15 protein-coding genes are annotated in these 20,605 nt (G+C 70.8%); 6 read left to right on the top strand and 9 right to left on the bottom strand.

Features of this window, described 5'->3' with window-relative positions:
• Nucleotides 1-146: 146 nt before the first annotated feature.
• Nucleotides 147-608: a MarR family winged helix-turn-helix transcriptional regulator gene (locus UA74_RS14370; RefSeq protein WP_075764537.1), complete on the top strand. Its 462-nt coding sequence runs from the start codon at nt 147-149 to the stop codon at nt 606-608.
• A 280-nt stretch (nt 609-888) separates the two neighbouring features.
• Here the strand turns inward: UA74_RS14370 and UA74_RS14365 are convergent, their stop codons facing one another.
• Entirely contained in the window at nt 889-1,494 is a 606-nt protein-coding gene (locus tag UA74_RS14365; protein ID WP_198043027.1) for a TetR/AcrR family transcriptional regulator, read from the bottom strand.
• Nucleotides 1,495-1,592: 98 nt separating this feature from the next.
• Between UA74_RS14365 and UA74_RS14360 the strand changes: the two genes are divergently transcribed.
• Both UA74_RS14360 and UA74_RS14355 read left to right on the top strand, forming a co-directional pair.
• The gene (locus UA74_RS14360; protein ID WP_075740679.1) at nt 1,593-2,465 is read left to right on the top strand and encodes an NAD(P)-dependent oxidoreductase; all 873 of its coding nucleotides are present in this window, start codon (nt 1,593-1,595) and stop codon (nt 2,463-2,465) included.
• A gap of 216 nt (nt 2,466-2,681) precedes the next feature.
• Nucleotides 2,682-3,449, top strand: coding sequence for a GNAT family N-acetyltransferase (locus tag UA74_RS14355; RefSeq protein ID WP_075740678.1), 768 nt, complete (start codon nt 2,682-2,684; stop codon nt 3,447-3,449).
• Between the two features lie 53 nt (nt 3,450-3,502).
• On the opposite strand, the gene UA74_RS14350 is transcribed toward UA74_RS14355, so the two are convergent.
• The 3 genes from UA74_RS14350 to UA74_RS14335 form a co-directional block, all read right to left on the bottom strand.
• Nucleotides 3,503-4,297 carry a DeoR/GlpR family DNA-binding transcription regulator gene (locus UA74_RS14350; RefSeq protein ID WP_075740677.1) on the bottom strand — a complete coding sequence of 265 codons (795 nt, stop codon included), beginning with the start codon at nt 4,295-4,297 and terminating at the stop codon, nt 3,503-3,505.
• 40 nt (nt 4,298-4,337) lie between these two features.
• Complete coding sequence (locus tag UA74_RS14345; RefSeq protein ID WP_075740676.1) at nt 4,338-5,699, bottom strand: GntP family permease; 1,362 nt, start codon at nt 5,697-5,699, stop codon at nt 4,338-4,340.
• Nucleotides 5,700-5,924: 225 nt separating this feature from the next.
• The gene (locus tag UA74_RS14335) at nt 5,925-7,307 is read right to left on the bottom strand and encodes a homoserine dehydrogenase (protein WP_075740675.1); all 1,383 of its coding nucleotides are present in this window, start codon (nt 7,305-7,307) and stop codon (nt 5,925-5,927) included.
• 217 nt (nt 7,308-7,524) lie between these two features.
• On the opposite strand from UA74_RS14335, the gene otnK reads away from it, so the two are divergent.
• Together otnK and UA74_RS14325 are read left to right on the top strand one after the other, a co-directional pair.
• Nucleotides 7,525-8,796, top strand: a complete 1,272-nt coding sequence (otnK, locus tag UA74_RS14330; RefSeq protein ID WP_075740674.1) for a 3-oxo-tetronate kinase — start codon at nt 7,525-7,527, stop codon at nt 8,794-8,796.
• The gene (locus UA74_RS14325) at nt 8,793-9,449 is read left to right on the top strand and encodes a class II aldolase/adducin family protein (protein ID WP_075740673.1); all 657 of its coding nucleotides are present in this window, start codon (nt 8,793-8,795) and stop codon (nt 9,447-9,449) included. The genes otnK and UA74_RS14325 overlap by 4 nt, the downstream gene beginning before the upstream one ends.
• Nucleotides 9,450-9,565: 116 nt before the next feature.
• On the opposite strand, the gene UA74_RS14320 is transcribed toward UA74_RS14325, so the two are convergent.
• A complete protein-coding gene (locus UA74_RS14320) occupies nt 9,566-10,900 on the bottom strand; it encodes an MFS transporter (protein WP_232237758.1) in 1,335 nt (444 codons plus the stop codon).
• 1,269 nt (nt 10,901-12,169) lie between these two features.
• Here UA74_RS14320 and UA74_RS14315 point away from each other — a divergent pair.
• Nucleotides 12,170-12,784 carry a glycoside hydrolase family 25 protein gene (locus UA74_RS14315; protein WP_075740672.1) on the top strand — a complete coding sequence of 205 codons (615 nt, stop codon included), beginning with the start codon at nt 12,170-12,172 and terminating at the stop codon, nt 12,782-12,784.
• 114 nt (nt 12,785-12,898) lie between these two features.
• On the opposite strand, the gene UA74_RS14310 is transcribed toward UA74_RS14315, so the two are convergent.
• The 4 genes from UA74_RS14310 to UA74_RS14295 all read right to left on the bottom strand — a co-directional run bounded on the left by UA74_RS14310 (nt 12,899) and on the right by UA74_RS14295 (nt 20,527).
• Nucleotides 12,899-14,113: an ABC transporter substrate-binding protein gene (locus tag UA74_RS14310; protein WP_232237757.1), complete on the bottom strand. Its 1,215-nt coding sequence runs from the start codon at nt 14,111-14,113 to the stop codon at nt 12,899-12,901.
• Nucleotides 14,114-14,303: 190 nt separating this feature from the next.
• Nucleotides 14,304-16,511 carry a hypothetical protein gene (locus tag UA74_RS14305; RefSeq protein ID WP_198043026.1) on the bottom strand — a complete coding sequence of 736 codons (2,208 nt, stop codon included), beginning with the start codon at nt 16,509-16,511 and terminating at the stop codon, nt 14,304-14,306.
• Nucleotides 16,512-16,852: 341 nt separating this feature from the next.
• Nucleotides 16,853-18,781, bottom strand: a complete 1,929-nt coding sequence (locus UA74_RS14300; protein WP_075740671.1) for an ABC transporter ATP-binding protein — start codon at nt 18,779-18,781, stop codon at nt 16,853-16,855.
• A 189-nt stretch (nt 18,782-18,970) separates the two neighbouring features.
• The gene (locus tag UA74_RS14295; protein WP_075740670.1) at nt 18,971-20,527 is read right to left on the bottom strand and encodes an MFS transporter; all 1,557 of its coding nucleotides are present in this window, start codon (nt 20,525-20,527) and stop codon (nt 18,971-18,973) included.
• Between the last annotated feature and the right edge of the window lie 78 nt (nt 20,528-20,605).

Raw genomic sequence — 20,605 nt, 5'->3', positions numbered from 1 at the left:
TGGCGCGCTGATCAACCGACCCGGCCGGGACGAGGGTGCCTGCGGAGCCGAGTTCGAGTGTTCAGAGCGATCACTCTATTGAAGCTTCAATAAACACCCTAGCCGGACTCGATTGAGACTTCAACGAAGCTTTGTAAGCTGGGGTGATGACCGAAGCGGGAAGGTGGCTCAGCCCGCGGGAGCAGGACGTCTGGCGGTCCTATCTCCACGCGCAGCAGGCCCTGCGTGAGGCGCTCGATCAGCAGCTCCGGCGCGATGCGGGCATGCCGCACGCCTACTACCAGATCCTGGTCGCGCTCTCGGAATGCGAGGGTCGGCGCACGTCGATGACGAATCTGGCCGGGAAGGTCGGCTCCTCGCCCAGCAGGCTCTCGCACGCCGTGAACCGACTCGGGGCGCGCGGCTGGGTGTCCCGACACCGTGACCAGGACAACCGCCGTATCGTGCTGGCGAGCCTGACCGAGCAGGGTTTCGCCGCCCTGGCCGCCGCCGCCCCCGGTCACGTCCGCGAGGTGCGGCGCATGATCTTCGACCGGCTGAACCCCGAGCAGCTCGACGCGCTCGCCGCCGTCACCGCCGCGATGACGGCCGAGCCCGGCCCGGCCTAGCCCCCGCCGCAACGCATCGCAGGCGGCAGGCGCGATCCCGGGCCCGTGGCGCGGCGGACCGGTCGCGCCCTCCGCCGCGCGACCGGTCCGCCCGCACACGCGGCTGCGTAGCGCACCGATCCCCGGCCGCGATCTCGACCGCCTCGACCAGCAGGTGCGCAGGCCCGGCGGGACCGCCCGAGGCCGACTCTCCGGCGAGCGCAGCCCGCGACCGGCCGCGAGCCGAGCGGCGCGCAGGCCGCCCTGGACAGCCGACACCCGGCCGTCGGCGCCGACCTCGCTATCGATAAGACCGGACCAGCCGGGCCAGGTGGCGGCCCGCGACGAGCAGCGGCTCCTCCTCACGACGCACCTGGGCGGTCACCTCAGCGCCCTCCAGCGCGTTGATCACCGTGCAGGCCAGCTCGCGTGCGTCGGGTTCGTCGAGGCCGTCGGCGATCAGCCGGTCGGCCACGATGTCCTGCCAGTTGCGCAGGGCCCGGTCGCAGGCGCGCTGGATGTCCGGGGCCCGCCCGAGGGTCTCCAAGGCGGTGGCGGTGACCGGGCAGCCGTCGGTCCAGTCCGACTCGCGCAGTCCCTCGGCGAGCAGCCGGGTGACCGCGATCAGCGCGTCCGCCGGGTCACTCGCCGTGGCGAGTCCTTCGCGCAGCAGGTCGGCGAACTCCTGGTCGCCGTGTCCGATCGCCTCGGCGGCAAGCTCCTGCTTCCCGCCGGGGAAGAAGTGATAGACGGAGCCCAGCGTGGCCCCGGCGGCCTGCGCGATCTGCTTGATCGGGGTGCCCTCGTAGCCCTGGCGTTGAAGGAGCCGCGCGGTCACCTGGACGATCCGATCACGGGTGCCGAGGGACTCCGGCAGCCTGACCTGCTTCGACTCGGTATGGGTCACGCGAAGAGGTTACCGAATCGAACGCTCGTTTTAGTCTGCGCCAGCGGGCCCGTCCCCGGTCGCGGCGGCCGACGAGCGCATCGACGACAGGAGGACCCGTGAGCAGGCAGGCAGTGACCGTCATCGGACTGGGCCCAATGGGGCAGGCGATGGCCTCGGCCCTCCGCAGGGCAGACCATCCCGTGACGGTGTGGAATCGCACGGCGAGCAAGGCGGCGGCGCTGGTCACCGAGGGCGCCGTCCTCGCCGCGACGCCCGCCGAGGCCGTGGCCGCGAACGAACTCGTGATCCTCAGCCTCACCGACTACGCGGCGATGTACCCGATCCTCGAACAGGCGGGCGCCGCGCTGGCGGGCCGGGTGATCGTCAACCTCAGCTCGGACACCCCGGAGCGGACTCGCGAGGGCGCGGCCTGGGTGACCGCCCGAGGCGCCCGACACCTCACCGGGGGCGTCCAGGTTCCGCCGCCGCAGGTCGCGACGCCCGGCGCCGCCACCTTCTACAGCGGTCCCGAGGAGGTCCTCGACGCCCACCGCTCGACGCTGGAGGTGCTGACCTCGGTGGACTTCCGGGGAGCCGATCCCGGTCTGGCCGCGCTGTACTACCAGCTGACGATCGACCTGTTCTGGACGACGCTGGTCGGCTACGTGCACATGCTCGCCGTCGCCGCCCCGCACGACATCAGCGCGCGGTACCTGCTGCCCTACGCCGCGCCTGCGCTGGCCGGGATGCCGTACTTCCTGGAGTTCTACGGCGAGCGGATCGACGCGGGCGATCACCGAGGCGACGTCGACCGGCTGAGCATGGCCGAGGCCAGCCTCGATCACGTCGTACACACCACCCGGGCGGCAGGCGTCGACCCGACACTGCCCGCCGCCGTGCTCGACCTCGTCCGGCGCGGCGTGGCGGCCGGGCACGGCTCGGACAGCATCAGCAGCCTGATGACCGTGTTCCGCAGGCCCGCGTCCTGAGGCGAGGCTCGGCTCGGTGCCGACTCATCGCAGAGCCGACCGCACCGCAGGGCCGACTCGCCGAGAGGCTGCCGCACCGCAGGGCCGTCGACTCCGCAGCAGGAGCCGACCGCCCTGCCGAACGGCCGGGGCCGCCACCACGGGGCCCTGCCACGGGACGGACCAGACTTCCGGCACGACGTCGCCGTGTCGGACCGCCGTGTTTGTCTGTACGACATGTACGCACCGACACCCGTCCTGTCCGAACTGATCCGCCGCTGGCAGATCGGCTGGGGCATCGCGCGGGAGCTGCCGCCCGCCGAGGAGGCACGCGGCGGACTGCACGTCCGGCACGGCGAGACCGACCGGCACACCGAGATCATCGCGCTGCACGCCGACGAGGACCTCGACTCCGTCCGCGCGCTCGCCGAGGAGACGGCCGACTCTCCGCACTGGGACTGGCTCACCGTGCCCACCCGGCACCCCGAGGCCGTCGCGGCCGTCCTGGCCGCTGCCGGGCTGGCGATGGACGCGGGCAACGAGACGTTCATGACGGTGCGACTCGACGAGACTCCCGACGATCACCCCGCCCCCGAGCCGTACACGAGCACCGTCGCAGGCACGGGCTCGGTGCTCGAGGCGACGGTGCGCCACCCGTCACGGGCGACGGCCGCGCGGGGACTCATGGCGTTGACCGGCCGCGACGCCGTGGCGCACGCCGTCGAGACCCGGCCTGCCCATCGGCGACGCGGCCTGGCGTCGACCGTGATGACGACGCTGAGCCGGGAGGCCGCGGCGCGCGGCGCCACGACCGGCCTGCTCGTGGCCAGTCCCGACGGCGAACGGCTGTACTCCGCGCTGGGCTGGTCCGCCCAGGCCTCGGTCCTCATCGCCAAGAACGGGGTCGGGGGCCGGGCTCGGCACTCCGGCGGAGCCCGTCGCTCGCGGCACCCCGAGCTGCGTGAGCACGGCGCGCTGCGGAGTGCGGAGCCGACCCGGATCTGAGCGGCGTCGACGCGCGGGCGGCCGGACTGCACACCGGCCGCCCGCGCGGGGACTCACTCGCCGCCCGGTGCCGTCAGCGCCAGTTCGATGCCCAGGTCCCGGATGCCCTCGGCCGCGGCCTCGGCCAGGCCGTCGTCGGTGATGATCGCGTCGAAGTCCCGCAGACCGGCGATCCGATACATGCCGTAGGTGCCGTACTTCGGGCTGCCCGCCACCAGCACGGAGCCAGAGGCCGCCGCCATCGCAGCGCGCTTGACCTCCACCTTCGCGGACGAGGGCGTCGTGACGCCCCGCTGAAGATCCCAGGAACTCGTGGAGATGAACGCCAGGTCCAACGAGAGCTGTTCGAGCGTCCTGGCGGCCAGCCGGCCCACGCTGGACCGGTTGGCATGCTCGATCCGCCCGCCGACGTGGATCAGCTCGACCTCCGTGCAGCCCACCAGCGCGTCAACCACGGAGAAGTCGTTGGTCACCACCGTCATCCCCGTGTGCTCTAGGACGTGGGGCACCATCGCGAGCATGGTCGTCCCCGCGTCCAGGTAGACCGTGGCGTCGTCCCGCAGGAGCCGAGCGGCCTCGCGGGCCATGGCGAGCTTCTGCGGTCGCTCGGTCATCGACTTGTCGACGAAGCTCGGCTCCTGACGGACCTGACTGGCGATCCGCACGCCGCCCGGAACCGAGAACGCCCGACCTTCCCGTTCCAGGGCGGCGATGTCGCGACGCACCGTCATGTGCGACACCCCGAGGATCTCGGTGAGCTGATGCACGCTGAGCACCATCTGACCCCGCAGGTGCTTGAGCAGCAGTTCACGTCGCTGATCCGGGATCAACGGCGTCTCCTCGGCCATGATCGAGACCTCCCTCGCGTGCCTGACGGTACAGGGACCGTCAGACCGCTCCCAGAGCCAGCAGGACGTTCAGCACGATGAATCCGGTGATCCCCGAGAGCAGCGAGGCGACACCGATCGACTTGATGCCCTGTCCCACCGTCATGTTCGACAGCGTGGTGGTGACCCAGAATCCGGAGGAATTGGCGTGCTTCATGATCTGCGCCCCGGTGGCGCAGGCCAGGTAGACCGCCAACGGCGACAGGCCGAGGCTCTCGATCAGCGGCTGCATGATCGCCGCCGCCGTCATGACGCCGAGAATGTTGGAGCCGGTGATCGTGCAGACCGCCGCCGCGACGAGGAACGGCACGAAGATCGGCGAGATCCCCACCGTCTCGATCCCGCCCGCGATGCTCTCGGCGACGCCGGTGGCCCGGATGATCTGGGCCAGCGCCCCGCCGACGCCGGTCACCGCGATCGGCATGGCCGCGAGCTTGAGGCCCTGCTCGAAGACGTCGGAGAGCACCTCCTTGCTGTGCCAGCGACGGCCGAACAGCGGCAGCGCGGAGATACAGCCCAGGAACAGCGCGACGACGGGCTCGCCCAGGAAGCCGAGGACCTGCCCGCCGGTCGACTCCTCGCCCAGCACCGGCACCAGGAACGACGCCAAAATGATGATCGAGATCGGGAACAGGACGGGGATCAGCGACAGCGTCAGGCTGGTCTTCGGCTTCGTGTCGACGCCCCCGCCGGAGCCGCCCGATCCCGCGGCGCCGAGGTCCAGATCGTCGACATACTCCGGCTTGGGGTCCACGTGGGTCTTCGTGCGCAGCAGGTAGAAGGTGGCGACGAGGATGCCGGGGAAGCCGACGACGAAGCCCCACAGCAACGCCTGGCCGATCTCGACGCCGAGCAGCGAGGTCGCGGCGAGCGGGCCGGGACCGGGCGGCATCGTGGAGGTGAAAACGTAGGCGCCGATGTAGAGGATCGGGCCGAGCTTCATCATCGAGATGCCGGTTCTGTGCGCCATCACCGAGACGATCGGGATGAGCATGAGAACGACGGTATCTGCGATCAACGGGATTCCGATGACCATCGAGGCCAGCGCGATGCCCCAGGGCAGCTTCTTACCGGGGAGCAGCCGCTCGGCCTCCTCGGTGATGCGCAGCGCGGCGCCGCCGAGTTCGAGCATCTTGCCGAGCACACAGCCGAAGATCACCAGCAGGCCGACGCTGGCCAGCGTCGAGCCGAAGCCCTCGGTGATGATCTCGATGGTGCCGAGCCCGCCCATGCCCAGCGCCAGACCCAGCGCCGTGACGATGATGAACAGCGTCGGCACCGGATGGACCTTGAAGCGGGCGATCAACAGCACCAGAACGAGAATCGCGGTGCCGAACGCCACCAGCGTGTAGACGTCGGACATGGGTCGCCTTTCGAGTGTGTCGGTGATCCGCTGCCGCTGTGCGGGGGATCGGCTCGACGGAGATGCACGGTGGTGGAGTCGGCCGGGCGATGGTCCCGGCCTGCGCGGTGGGCGCGGCCGAGGCCTGGCGCTCGCCCTCGATCACGATGGGAGGGCGGGTCGCGCTCCGGGCGGTAAGCAGACGCGGGCTGCGCCGCGGTCCTCGGTCCGCTGTCGTCGTCATGATCAGCGGCCGCTGACGGCCAGTCCGTCGTGCCAGGCCGCGAGGAGGTCCTCGTCGTGACCGGTCAGGTCGTCGAGGGTGATCAGTTCGCCCTCGGCGACGTCACGGGAGAGGGTCGCCCCCGCCGCGAGGTAGAGGGGTGCGGTGTCCGCCGGGGCCTGGTCGCCCGACAGGAGCACGGCGGCGACGCCGTCGACGTCGTGGTGGTGCCCCCCCATGGTCAGGACGGTGCCTGCGGCCAGCGGCTGCCGCGCCCGGCCCGCGAGCACGGCGTGCTGCCGGGGGGCGGCGCCGCCGGAGGGACGGCCGTGCAATACCGCCGAGAGGAGGGTGATGGGCGTCTCGACGCCCATCAGGTGATAGGGCAGGTAGACGCACGCATAACGCCCGTTCCTGCTGAGAACGTGACCCTTCTGGGCCAGGGTGGCCCAGGTGACCGGGTCGTGCGTCCGGACGACCGCGAACACGCCGCCCGCGAAGCTGGCCTCGCCGGGCAGCCGCAGTGCGCTGAAGACGTCGACGACTCCTGACCGATGCAGGATGCCGCCGTCCTCACGCAGCGCGTAGACGTCGGCCAACTCGGCGGTGCGGACCACCGGGTAGTGCAGCGCCTCCACGTCGGGGACGCAGCCGGTGCTGTTGGCCACCACCGACATCTCGCAGTGGTCGGCGGTGGCGCTGCGCTGGAGCGCGGCCACCGCCTCAGCCCTGGCGGCCAGGGTGGCGGGGACGTCGTCGCCCAGGCTGAGCAGCTCGCCGAGGGCCGGGGCGGCGACGGTCTCGTCCAGCTGTGTGACGCTCCCGGTGGCGGGATCGAAGACGAGGTCGTACTCCCCGGACTTCCCGACGGCGACGATCTCCAGACCGAGCACCCGCGCCCAGCTGTGCAGGCCGATGAGGTTGGCGGGCTGGTCGCCGTCGGCGGTGGTGTAAACGAGGCCGTTGCGCTCGGCGAGGGCCGCCAGTGCGACGCCTGCCACCGAGTCGACCTCTTTGCTGACCATGGCGACGTGTCGGCCGTCGGTCAGGGCCGCCCTGGCGGCGGCATGACCGATGGCGGGGTTCCCGGTGGCCTCCACGAGGATGTCGTAACGGGCGGCCGTCAGCAGTGCGACGTCGTCGACCAGGGCCACCGCACCACGTGCCACGGCGGCGCCGACCTCGGCGGGGTCCTCGGCGACGACGAGGTCCGCCTCGACGAACCCGAGTTCCAGGCACAGCGCACGCAGCCCCGGCACGTCCAGGTCGCACAGCACTGACGGCGTGAGTCCCGGCATCACGCGGGACTGGGCCAGCAGCGTGCGGGCGAAGCCGCCCTTGGCACCCGTGAGGGCGAAGGTGACGGTCTTCTCGACCGCCGACGCGAACAGCAGCTCGTGATTCATGGGTTCTCCTGTGCTTGCCCGGTCGCCGTGACCCGAGTGGGAGTGGACCTTCGCGGCGTACACAGACCCGTGAGACTGCTGCCACGACGCAACAACGGACGCAAACTAACCTTGGATTCACAGCCAAGTCAACCTATGTATCATTTCTTCACATCCGGGCGGTGGGTTGCGGGTGACGCCACGATCCGCCCCGTTCACGACAGACCAAGGAGGTCGTATGCCCGTGCTGGGCGGCATTGCCGACGACTTCACCGGCGCGACCGACCTCGCCACCAACCTCGTCGCGCGCGGCCTGCGCACGGTGGTGACGTTGGGCGTCCCGTCGGGTGAGGACCTGCCCGCCGACGTCGACGCCGTGGTGATCGCGGTGAAGACCCGCACCGCCGAGGTCACCGAGGCCGTGACCACCGCGAGGGCGGCGCTGCGAGCCCTGCGCGAACTCGGCTGCGAACGGATCTACGACAAGTACTGCTCGACCTTCGACTCCACGCCGCAGGGCAACATCGGCCCCGTCGTCGACGCACTGCTCGCCGACCTCGACGCGCCGGGCACGGTCATCGTGCCCGCCTTCCCCGACACCGAGCGGACCGTCTACCAGGGGCGACTGTTCGTCGGGTCCGAACTGCTCGACGACAGCTCCATGCGACACCACCCGCTGACGCCGATGACCGAGTCCCGCGTGCGACTGCTCCTCGAACCGCAGACCCGACACGCCGTCGGCGAGGTGTTCCACCAGGTGGTCCGGCGCGGACCGGCCGCCCTGCGGGCCGCCCTCGATGCGGAGTTCGCCGCCGGGAGGCCGCTGGTGGTGGTCGACGCGATCGACGACGACGACCTCCGCACCATCGCCGAGGCCACTCGTGACCTGCCGTTGATCACCGGCGGCTCCGGTCTGGCGCTGGGCCTGGCGCAGGCGGATCGCGCGGGCGAGCCCGCCCGGCAGGCCGCGCTGATCCCGGTCGTCGACGGCCACCGCGCCGTCCTCGCGGGCAGCGCCTCGGCCGCGACGCGCGCCCAAGTGGCCCACGCCAGAGATCGACTGCCCTGGTGGAAGCTCAACTTGAGCGCGCTGCGGGCCGACCTGGACGCCGAGGTCGCCGCCGTCGTCGAGTGGGCCCGCGCCCGCTGGGCCGAGGACGCCCTGCGGCCCGTGCTCGTCTACGCGGTCGACTCGCTCGCCGACGTCGAACCACCGCCATCCGACGGCGGAGAGCCCGCCTCCGTACTGGTCGAACGTGCGCTGGGCCGCTGCGCCACGCTCTTCGCCGAGCACGGCATGGGCAGGCTGGTCGTCGCGGGCGGCGAGACCTCCGGGACGGTGCTCACCGCGTTGGAGGTCACCCGCCTCCGACTCGGCGCGCCCCTCTCCCCCGGCGTCTCGTGGGCGGCGGGCACCACCCGCGCGGGCGCCGTCGTCAATCTCGCGCTGAAGTCCGGGAACTTCGGTGACGAGGACATCTTCACCTCAAGCTGGGAGCGACTCGCGTGACCGACCACCGCCACGCCCTCGTCGACGCCGGTCGACGGCTGGACGCACTCGGGCTCAGCCCCGGCACCTCCGGCAACCTCAGCATCCGGGAGGACGACCGGATTCACATGAGCCCCACCGGGGTCTCCCTCGGCGCGTTGTCGGTCGACGAGCTGTCCGTGCTGGACCTGGGCAGCCCGGCGGACCGGGCGCATGTGGCGGGTCCGAAGGCGTCCAAGGAGTTCCCGCTGCACCAGGCCCTCTACCGTCGCGATCCCGAGGTGCGGGCCGTGGTGCACCTGCACTCGACGCACGCCGCCGCCTACTCGTGTCTGCCCGCCTGGTCGCAGCACAGTGCGATGCCGCCGATCACGCCCTACTTCGTGATGAACGTCGGCCAGCTGCCACTGATCCCCTATGCCGCACCGGGCGATCAGGACCAGGCGCTGGGCATCGAGTCGCTGACGTTCCCGTTCCGTGCCGTGCTGCTGCAGAACCACGGGCCGGTCGTCGGCGGGGCGAGCATGGACCGCGCGGTCGCGATGGCGATCGAGATCGAGGAGACCGCACGCCTGCTGCTGGCGTTGGGCGCCCGGCCGCCCCGGACCCTGGAGCCCGCCGAGGTCCGCGAGCTGACCGAGCGCTACCAGTCGCCGTGGACCCACGTCGGGTGAGTGCGAGCCGCCGATGAGCAGGCGATTCGAGTGAGCCTGGGCGGTCCGGAGGCCGTCACGCAGCGCCGATCTCCGGACTCCGCCCTGGGTTCACGCCCCGACGACGGGTGCGAGTGTCATCGGGAGGAGGACGCCGGTTCCGCCGACCGCACCCGCAGGCTGATCACGAAGGCGATCAGCGTCAGGCCGCCCAGCACCACGCCGACGCCCGGATAGCCCGCCAGTCCGAGGCCGGCACCGCCGAGGGCGGCACCGACGAAGACGCCCAGGCTCATGCCTGCCGCGTTGATCGTGAGGGCCGTGCCGCGCAGGGCCGGACAGCGGCGGACCAGGAGACTGACCACGCACGCGGCGACGACGGCGTGCGCTGCTCCGAGCAGCCCGGTCAGCAGGAGAGCCGCAGGCAGCGACCGCGTCAGGTAGAAGCCGGCCATGGCCAGGAACGCGATCAGCAGTCCGCCCGCGAGCAGCCGTTCGGCAGCAAGTCGGGAACCGATCCGGTTCGCCAGTCGCCCGGTGAAGAGGTTCCCCACGAAGAACGCGGCACCGCTGAGGGTCCAGACGAACGCGAACGGGCCCGGTTCCAGCGCGAACCGCTCGGCGTAGAACGGCGCGAGATAGGCCAGGTAGCCCATGAAGGCCGCCGTGCGCAGGGCCGCGATCAGCAGCAGCGGCACGGCACCGGGGATGGCGGCCAGCGCGCGGAAGGAGGCGAGGTAGCCGAGTCGCGGCCGGACCTCGACAGGCTGCCTGCTGCGGCGCGACCGCACCAGGAACAGGCAGGCCAGCAGCAGCGAGATCACGGCGACGGCCAGCAGATTGCCCTGCCAGCCCCAGAGCAGCCCCGGTGCGACCACCAGCGGCGCGGCGAGCATCGCGGCCAGCGACTGGGTGGCGGTCACCAGCGTCGCGGCCCGCCCGGAGGCCGCATCGGCGGCGAACCGATCGGCCGCCGCCGTGGCCAGCGCGGGACTCAACACGGAGGTCGCCGCCCCGATGAGGAAGCAGAAGGCCGCCAGCGCGAGGAAGTGACCGACCGCGCCCAGCGCCGCCGACAGCCCCAGCAGCCCGAGGGCTCCCGCCGCCGCGAGGTCCCGAGGAATCCGGTCGATCAAGGGTGCGAGCAGTGCGCCGACCACCAGCGAGGCCAGCCCGCCGAGCCCCCGCAGCCCGCCCATGGCCGCAACGCTGCTGTCGGAGTGCGCCGCGATGGCCACCAGATAGGTGCTGAACACGGTGAAGGGCAGCAGACTGACGGCCGAGGCCACCAGCACCGGCCACAACAGGCCTGCCATGCGCAGATCGCCGGGGACCTCCGAGAGCGACGATGCCGACTGCGGGCTCGTCTCGTCCGGGGCCGCCCCGCCGGAGGGCTCCGCCGCGTCGTCGATCGCAGTCCCTGTGTCCGTCTGCCGGGCGGCGGCGGACGACGTGCCGGTGGTCAGCACCATGTCGCCTCATTCCCGTCCGAATCGGAACCCATCCTCACGGCTGCTCCGCCTTTCTGTCCTCGACACGGTGCCATAGGTCATATTCGTGTGTCATATGCAGAACCCGCGATATCGACTCGGGTTCATGGCTCACGAATACACGTCGTCGTCCCAGGGCGGCCCGAATGTCACCGGGTGCGATGGGCCGTGGTCGGCATGACCTGCTGCGACGTCCCAATCTGTCTGCCTCGCGCACTGGCGTCGATGGTTGGTCGAGGAATCTACTTCTCGACGAGCGCCTCGCTACGGTATGACACCGACTGATCACCGAAGAGGGCGTGGTCGGCGACATCGGCGGTGCGTCGCCGGAGCCCGCTCCGATTCAGGAATTGCCATCAGCGCATGCGAATTCCGCAGCATACGGCGGGGAACGGGAATTCAGCCGCGCCGACGTGAATCGAGGATGCCGCCGGACGGCCTGCGGGTCCGACGAAGGCCCGAACGAGACGGCACGACACGACGGGGTCGGTGAATCCGTCGGACCACGGCATGAATCGACGTCGAGTCCACACCTCGGCCCGAGCGGGGACGCCGGCTCGACGACGCCGTCCGATCACCCTCGACGGGGACGGACCACCCCTGCACCCACGTCGACCGGCGGACATGCCCCGGCCCGAGCGGCCAACGACATCACGGTGCGAGGAGCAGCAGAGCGATCGCCGGTGCCCGAAGGTCGCCGCACCTGCCCCGGCAGGTTCGGCGCTCGACCGGGCGGCCGCCGAGGCTTGCTCATGACGGGCACGCGGTGTGCCGAGGGTCTGCAATGCCCAGTGGACGAGTGCCACGGTCACCCCGCACTCGGTGCGTCACCCGAACCGGCGATGCCTTGATTGTCGGCGAAGCAGTCGAGAATGCCGTCGATTCCGCACCGGAAAAATACGCGCCGTAACCACCGCAGCCGCACGCCGCCACTCTCGGGTCAATTCCGAGGCACGCCGTTGACTTTGCTCCACAGTTACACAATCGTTGCAATCAGTGACATTCCGGCCCGGTGGTCGGATTCGAGATCTGAAGGTAGGCGACAACGGCGACGGCGGCGACCAGGTGCGCCGCATACGAGAAGTGCACCGGTCCGTCGCGGCCCTGCCTTGTCGCGCTTCGGCGTGGTTCGCGGTCCGACTCGCCTTGATCTCGCCCCGCCGCGCGGACGGCCGAGCACGTCCGCGCCCCGGAGCCTTCGTGCCGGAGTGCCGCCGTACATGTTCGTCACCAGGATTGAGAGGCCCGGCCATGGCCGACCACGGGATAGACATCTCCCATTGGAATGCAGTCGACGACTGGAATGCCGTACACGGCGACGGCATCGTCTTCTGTTCGCACAAGGTCACCGAGGCGACCGGACACGTCGACTCGCAGGCGGCGAAGAACATCCCCGGCGCGCGCGACGCCGGGATCGCCACCGGCGGATACCACTTCGCCCGGCCGGGCGAAGTCGCGGGTCAGGTGGCCCATTTCGTCCACCATCTCCAGGAGAACGGACTGCTGGAATCGGGTTCGTTGCTGCCGATGCTCGACATGGAGGCCGCCGAGCTGCGCGACGACGCGGACGCGGTCACCCGTGACTTCATCGCCGAGTTCCGCAAGGCGACCGACGTCCGGCCGATCCTGGTGTACTCCAGCCTCGACTGGTACCAGAACGTGCTGCGGCCGGACGACTGGGCCGACGAAGACGTGTTCTTGTGGCTCGCCAGGTTCAACGGCGATCCCGGCAACCCCGGCTGGTCGCATCCGAGGCTCGCACTGCATCAGCACACCGACCGGGGCAGCGTGGCGGGCATCCCCGGCGGCGTCGACCGCAACGTCACCCTCGGCGGGTTCGGCGTCGGCGATCTGACGTTGGGTTAGCCGGACCTCGGAGGCGCCGCGTGCGGTCCAGCAGGCACCTGCCTTCCGCGCGACACGCCGGGAAGGCAGGGCAGGCCGAGCGGGACCGGCGCGCCCGCCGGCCTGCCCTGCCCGTCAGATCTCCTGCTCGGCCCGTTCCATGAACTGCTCGACCGCTTCGTCGATGGACAGTTGTCCGAATCCGATCACCGAGTTGAGTCGCTGCCATTCTCGTTTGAGTGCGCTGTTGCCCGGCGGTGGTGCGGACGGGGGTTCTTCGAGTTCGTCGGCGAGGGCTTCCTCGTAGTCGTAGACGAGTTGGTCGGGTCCTTCGAGTTCGGCGCCGACGGCTTCGCGGACGTCGTCGTTGACGGGCATGCCTCTCGAGGTGCCGAGGATGAGGCCCGCGTCGACGTCGTTGAGCAGGAAGTCGACCAGGGCGGCCGACTCCTCGGGATGCTCGCTGCCTGCCGCGATGCTGATCAGGGTGCCGGGCTTGGCGAACTGGCCGATCCGCTCGCTGCCCTCGGTTCTGGGCATGGGGGCGAGCGCGATGCCCGAGGGCAGGACGGAGAAGAAGGTGGTCGTCGCCGAGTCCCAGGCGAATTCGGAGTACGCGCCCTCCATCGCCAGCGGAGAATTGGTGATGGCGCCGTCGATCTGGGCCGTGACCTCGGCGGGGGTGGCCGCCTCGGTCGTACGGAATTCGTCGAGCAGTTCGAGATAGGTCCGCAGGTCCGCAGCGTCGAACCCGATCTCGCCTGCGTCGGTGTAGAGGTCTTTGTCCTGTTGGCGGAGCCAGACCTGGAAGGTCTCCCAGGACCAGCCGAAGTCGGTGGTCCCGTAGCGCTCGCCGTCGGTGGACTCGGTCAGGGCCTGGCTGCTGCTCAGCAGGTCCTCCCACGTCCAGCCCGCCTCGGGCAGCGGCACCCCGGACTCCGTCCAGGCCTGTTCGTCATACGCCCACGCATGGGTGTTCTGCGCCATCGGCAGCGCGTACATCCTGCCGTCGATCTCACCGGAACGCGCCAGCAACGGCGTGATGCCCTCGGTGCCCAGCTGATCCTCGTCGAACTCGTGGAGATCGGCAAGGACGCCCCGATCCCCGTACTCCCGCAGATACGCGTAGTCCATCTGGATCACGTCCGGCGCGTTGTTGCCCGCGACCTCGGTCGCCAACCGCTCGAAGTACCCCGAGAACGCCGCATACGAGGTGTTGACCGTGATGTTCGGATTCCGCTCCTCGAACAACGCGATCGCCTCCTCGGTGATCCGCGCGCGGTCATCGTCACCCCACCAGGTGAACCGAAGCTCTACCTGGCCGTCGTCCGCACCACACCGCCACCGCACGCGGCGAGCAGTCCGGCCGCCGCGAGGATCGCCGCCGCCGTCCGTCCCCGGTGTGCCGGGGAACGTCGTCGCACACCCATTCGAGTCTCCTGTCCTGGATTCCGCTCGCCAAGCCCGGCCGAGCCGAGAGGTCGCCGGAGCCGAGCAGGAGCGCGGGCGTTCCGCGCGACGACTCCGGGTCGAGGAGCGGTCAGAGGGCCGGGGCGAGCCCCTCCCAGCGCACCGTCCACCGACCGTCGTCGGGGAAGCCGGGCGTCTCGCCCGTCGGCCCGTCGCCCCAGCCCGCGCACATCATCGCGACGGCATAGAGCAGCCCGCCCGCGCCGGGGAAGTAGGGCGAGGGCACCCCGGACTTGCCGCTGGCGGGCAGGCCGGTCTCGGTGAACCCGAACCGCTCGTGCAGCAGGAAGTCCACCGCGCGTTCGGCATCGCCCAGTCGTGCGGCGTTCATCGCCAGCAGCGGGAAGTCCCAGCTGTAGAGGTTCTCCACCGGCCAGGTCTTGTACACCTGAGCTGCGGTGGCGCGCATGATCTCGACGTCGACACCGTCGCCGGGCAGCATGCCGTAGGGCGCGATCGGGTCGGGATGGTTGGTGTTGTGCACCGTCCACATGTCCTCGACGCCCTCGTACAGCACGTACAGGCCGTCCTGCACCGGCAACGGCGCCAGGTCGGCCAGCACCGCCTCCCAGCGCGGATCGCGGTCGAGGCCGAGCCGCTCCCGCCACTGCAGGGCCACGCGCAGCCCGAACCGCCAGTAGGAGAGTTCGAAGGCCGGGTTGGACGTGGTGGCGGAGTCGTTGCGCTCGTTGGCGGTCATCACCGGCGGGCCGAGGACGTAGCGGCCGCCCTCGGACTCCTGGTGGGCGAAGGAGGCCATGAAGTCGGCGGTGGCGAACAGGACCTCCTCCCATTTGAGCAGGGTGCGGCGCCGGGGATGCGCCTGGTAGTCCAACTCCGCCAGAAACATCACGTGCGGCACGTGCCAGAGCAGCAGGGCCGTGGGGATGTTGGGTGACTCCCGCCCCTGCGCGGTGGTCATCTTCGGCCAGCGCGCGCCGAGGAAGCCCTGCTCGGCGGCCCGGTCGCGAGCCGACGGGAGCAGACGTCGATAGATGTCGGTGCTGCGGTCGAGCAGCGGCCATCGATTCCACAGGGCGTAGTGCGTGGCGTGCCACCAGTACATCTCGGTGTGGAACTTCCCGTACCAGCCGTTGTTGACCAGCCCCGACTCCTGGGGCGGCTCGCTGCCCGCCTCGTTGACCGCGAGGTGGTACTGGCTGAGCACGATGCGGCGTTCCAGCTCCGGCCACCGTTCGTCGGCCGAGCCGGAGAGGTCCACGGCGCCGCCGGACCGCCAGAATCTCGGCCACCAGTGGGCGCTCGCGCGCTCCACCGCGTCGACCGACGGCGGGGTCGAGGACAGTTCGGGTTCGAACAGGACGGTCGCCGCCAGCGTCGCCGATCGACCGCCCGTGAGGTGATATCGGTGGACCCGCTGTTCGTCCCTGGTCAGGCGGGCGGGGCCGCGCCAGGCGACGCCGACCTCGTAGACGGTCTCGTCCAGGCGATGGGTGAGAACGGCACGGCGTGATCCTCGGCGGCTCACCTCGGTCGTGTGGTCGCCGGGACGGTCCCAGAAGCCCACGTAGGGGGCCGAGAACTTGTCCTGGCCCGCCGCCGTGGCGTAGGGGAAGTCGAGGAAGACCGCGAGCCTGCCGAGCCGGATCAGCGGCGAGGTGACCCGCAGCGCCACCGCGTCGGTCTCGGGATCGCAGCTGGTCTCGACCTCGACGGAATGGCCGTCGAAGACGAACCGACTGTGGAGCCGTCCCGTCCACAGCTCCAGGTGCTGGTGGGTCTCGGTGAGGTCGGTGAGGACCGCCGCCGTCCCGTCGGCCCTGGTCAGGGTCAGGCCGATGCGGCCGAGGTTGATGCGGTGCGGGTTCTCCCGTAACCAGTGGTGCAGTTCGGGCTCGTCCTCGTCGCCGGTCCAGTAGTAGACGTCCCGGCCGTAGGTGTCCCAGACGGTGCCGCGATAGTCCTCGATCTGCTTTCCGGGCGGCAGGGCGTCGGAGTGCCAGCCCCAGTCGGCCATGGTGGCGAACGGCGCGAAGGTCTGGAGCCCGGTGATGTCGGCGCCGAAGGCGAACCGGCCGTTGCCGACCTGCACCGGAAGGTCGGGGTCGTCGTCGGTCCTGCGGATGTCGTGGCGCGCGACCAGCGCCTGCCGGTCGATGCGCTCCGCTCCGGCGGACGCCTCGGCTCCCGCGCCCTCGGCGGCGCCGTCCCCGGTCGCGGCGCTGCGGGCGTCTGCCTCTGCCGCCAGCACCCGAGCAGCGAGCGGGGCGGCGAGCGTGCCGCCCATGCCGTGCAGTACCGATCTCCGGTTGACCATGTGTGATCTCCCTCGGTGAGCGTGATCGCCAGGACGTCAGCGGTCGTCCTGTGTCGTGCCGGGTCCTGTTTGGTGACAGTAGGAAGTGCACGACGTGACGACCACCACTCTGACCGGATGCGGCCGAGAGTGGTCGTGATCACACTTTTCGCGACCGGCGGGGTTCCGGGACACCGCAGACCGGAGCCGAGCCCCGCCCCACACGACCATGGGCCGGGCGGGCGGCTCATCGGAGCCCCGCCGACCCGACGGGCCGGGCCCGCTGGAGACGGCGCCGCTCACCAGCGCCGGACGGCGCCTGTCCTCGGTGGACGGCGCCGATCCGGCCGGTGATCCGCCGGTCAGCCGATGGGCTGGGCCGCGTCGGGCAGCCCGGTCTGCCCCGGTTGCTCGGCCTGCTCGTCATCGGACTGGTCGAACTGGGTGCGGTGCAGCTCCTCGTACCGCCCGCCCGCCGCGAGCAGCTCGGTGTGGGTACCGCGCTCCACCACCCGGCCGTCCTCGATCACCAGGATGAGGTCGGCGGCGCGGACCGTGGAGAGCCGGTGGGCGATCACCACGGACGTCCGGCCCGCCAGCGCCTCGGCCAGTGCCTCCTGCACGGCCGCCTCCGACGTGGAGTCCAGGTGTGCGGTGGCCTCGTCAAGGATGACGACCTTGGGCCTGGCCAGCAGGAGTCGGGCGATGGTCAGCCGCTGGCGTTCGCCGCCGGAGAGCCGGTAGCCGCGTTCGCCGACGATCGTGTCCAGTCCGTCCGGCAGCGTCGCGACCAGGTCGTCGAGGCGCGCCCGACGGAGCATCTCCCACAGTTCGGCCTCCTCCGCCTCGGGTCGGGCCAGCAACAGGTTCGCTCGGATCGACTCATGGAAGAGGTGCCCGTCCTGAGTGACGAGCCCCAGGGTCTGGCGGAGTCCGGCGGCCGTGAGGTCTCGGACGTCGATGCCCGCCAGCCGGACCGCGCCCTCGTCCACGTCGTACAGGCGAGGCAGCAGCGAGGCGATCGTGGACTTGCCCGCGCCGGAGGACCCCACCAGGGCGACCATCTGTCCGGGTTCGACCCGGAAGGACACGTCGTGCAGGACCTGGACACCGCCTCGGGAGTCGAGCGCGGCGACCTCCTCCAGCGAGGCCAGCGACACCTTGTCCGCCGAGGGGTAGGCGAAGCTCACGTGATCGAACTCCACCGACACGGGCCCTTCCGGCGCGGGTAGCGCGTCAGGCTTCTCGGCGATCAGCGGCTTCAGGTCGAGCACCTCGAAGACCCGCTCGAAGCTCACCAGGGCGCTCATCACCTCCACGCGGGCGCCCGCCAACGCGGTCAACGGGGCGTAGAGCCGGGTGAGCAGCATGGCGAGGGTGACGACGGCCCCCGCGTCCAGGCCGCCGTTCAGCGCCAGGTAGCCGCCCAGGCCGTAGACCAGGGCGAGCGCCAGCGCCGAGACAAGGGTGAGCGCGGTGACGAACACCGACTGCACCATCGCCCGCCGGACGCCGATGTCCCGGACTCTGGCGGCCCGGTCGGCGAACTCGCGGGACTCGTCCGCAGGCCTGCCGAAGAGCTTCACCAGGGTCGCGCCCGGCGCGGAGAACCGTTCGGTCATCTGGGTGCTCATCGCCGAGTTGTGGCTTGCGGCCTCCCGCTGGAGCCGCGCGAGTCTGGCACCCATCCGGCGGGCGGGCACGACGAACACCGGGAGCAGCACCAGCGAGAGCAGGGTGATCTGCCAGGAGATGCCGAGCATCAGCACTAAGGTCAGCACCAGGGTCACCAGGTTGCCGACGACGCCGGAGAGGGTGTCGCTGAAGGCCCGCTGCGCGCCGATGACGTCGTTGTTCAGCCTGCTGACCAGCGCTCCGGTCCTGGTCCGGGTGAAGAAGGCGACCGGCATCCGCTGGACGTGATCGAAGACGCTGGTGCGCAGATCGAGGATCAGTCCCTCGCCGATGCCCGCCGACAGCCAGCGGACGACGAGCCGCAGACCTGCCTCGGCGACGGCGATGCCCGCGATGAGCACCGCCAGCCACACGACGACGTCGACCGGCGCGCTCTGCACGATCGCGTCGACGACCCGGCCTGCGAGCACCGGTGTCGCGACGGTGAGCACCGCCGTCACGATGCTGAGCACCAGGAACTGGATGAGGCGGCTGCGATGCCGCTTGGCGAAGCCGCCGATGCGGCGCATCGTGGCGGCGGAGAAGGGTCTGCGGTCACGGTGATCGGCTCTGGTCACGCTGTAGAGCGAGTTCCACGCCGTGGACTCCATGCTCATGGAGGGCTCCTGATCAGTTCGGGTTCGTGGTCGGCGACGGCCGCCGTGTCGGCGGTTCGCCCCGGTGGCGGGACGGTGGTGGACCTGAAGGATCGCCTATCGCGCCGACACCCGGTCACCGTTCGACCGGCCCGTGACGATCGACGACCCGGTCCTGGCCGGGCGACCGCTAGTGGCGCCGGAGCCGCGTCACACCGGGTCCGGCTCCTTCTCAGCGGTGTGCGACTGCCCGGCCGCCGCGGTGTCGGCGCGGCCGAGCAGCACCGCGACCAGCACGGCCAACCCGATGGCGATCACGCTGCTGGTCATCGCGACCAGCCGCATCCCGTCGACGAAGGCAGGCCGGGCCGCCTCCAGCAGCGCGGCCGCCTGCTCCGCAGGCAGCCGACCAGCCGAGGCCACCGCTCCGCCGAGCGTCTCCCGCGCCGGCTCCGCCACCGAGGCGGGCAGGCCTGCGGGCAGGCTGTCGACCATCGCGGACCGGTAGACGACGCTGCCGAGGCTGCCGAGCATGGCGATGCCCAAGGCGGCACCGAGCTCGCCGCTGGTCTCCGAGATCGCCGAGGCGGCGCCGACGCGCCGAGCCGGCGCCGCACCGATGATCTGATCGGTGGCCAGCGTCATCGTCGGCCCGAGGCCGAGCCCGATCAGCACGAAGGCGAGGACCAGGGTCGACAGCCCCGCCGTGTCGATGCCCGTCAGGACGATGGCGCCGATTCCGGCCAGGACCAGCCCCGTCGCCATGACCGGCGCGGGCCGGGCATGTCGGGTGATCACCGGGACCAGCAGCGTCCCCGCCGTCGAGGCGATCACGGACGGGATCGTCCACAGCCCCGCCTGCAACGGAGAGAGCCCGAGCACGAGCTGGAGATACTGTGCGCCGAGGAGCTGGACGCCCGACATCGCGAAGATCGCCAACAGCTGCGCGGCCACCGAGACTGAGAAGGCGGGGATGCGGAACAGCTCCGCGTCCAGCAGCGGATCGGCCAGGCCACGCTGCCGCCGCAGGAAGACGATCGCCAAGGCCACCCCTGCGGCCGCCGCGACGCCCTGCGGCCAGCCGAGACCGTCCTCCGCGAGCGCCTTCAGGCCTCCGACCGCGAGCAGGATCGCGACCAGCGACAACGCCGCGCTGATCAGGTCGATCCGCCCCGTGCCGGGGTCGCGCTGCTCCGGCAGCAGGAACGGCCCGACCGCGAGCAGCAGCACCATCACCGGGACGCCGAGCAGGAACACCGAGCCCCACCAGAAGCTGTTCAACAGCACGCCGCCCGCCAGTGGGCCGATGGCCGTGCCCACCATGAAGCAGGTCATCCACACCCCGATGGCCACCCGCCGCTGCGCCGCGTCCTCGAACATGACGCGAATCAACGACAGTGTCGAGGGCATCAGCGTCGCGCCCGCGACACCGAGCAGTGCCCTGGTCACGATGAGCATCTCGGCGCTGGTGGAGAACGCGGCCAGGATCGAGGCCGTGGCGAAGGCGGTGGCGCCGATGAGCAGCAGCCGCCGCCGTCCGATGCGGTCGCCGAGGGCGCCCATCGTGACCAGCAGGCCCGCGACGAGGAAGCCGTAGACGTCGAGGATCCACAGCAACTGGGCTCCGCTGGGAGCCAGGTCGGCGGTCAACGCGGGCACCGCGAGGTGCAGCACGGTCATGTCCATCGCGATGAGCAGCGTGGGCAGAGCCAGCACGGCGAGGCCGAGCCACTCTCGTGCGCCCGCCGACGGCGGTGCGTGCGTCATGACGATCCCTTCGATCTCCGCGCGGGCCGGTGCCGCACTGGAGATCGACGATAGAACCTCAATATTACTTCAGGTCAA

The organism is Actinoalloteichus fjordicus (assembly GCF_001941625.1).
Lineage (GTDB): Bacteria > Actinomycetota > Actinomycetes > Mycobacteriales > Pseudonocardiaceae > Actinoalloteichus_A > Actinoalloteichus_A fjordicus.
This window is presented reverse-complemented; position numbering and strand designations above follow the sequence as displayed.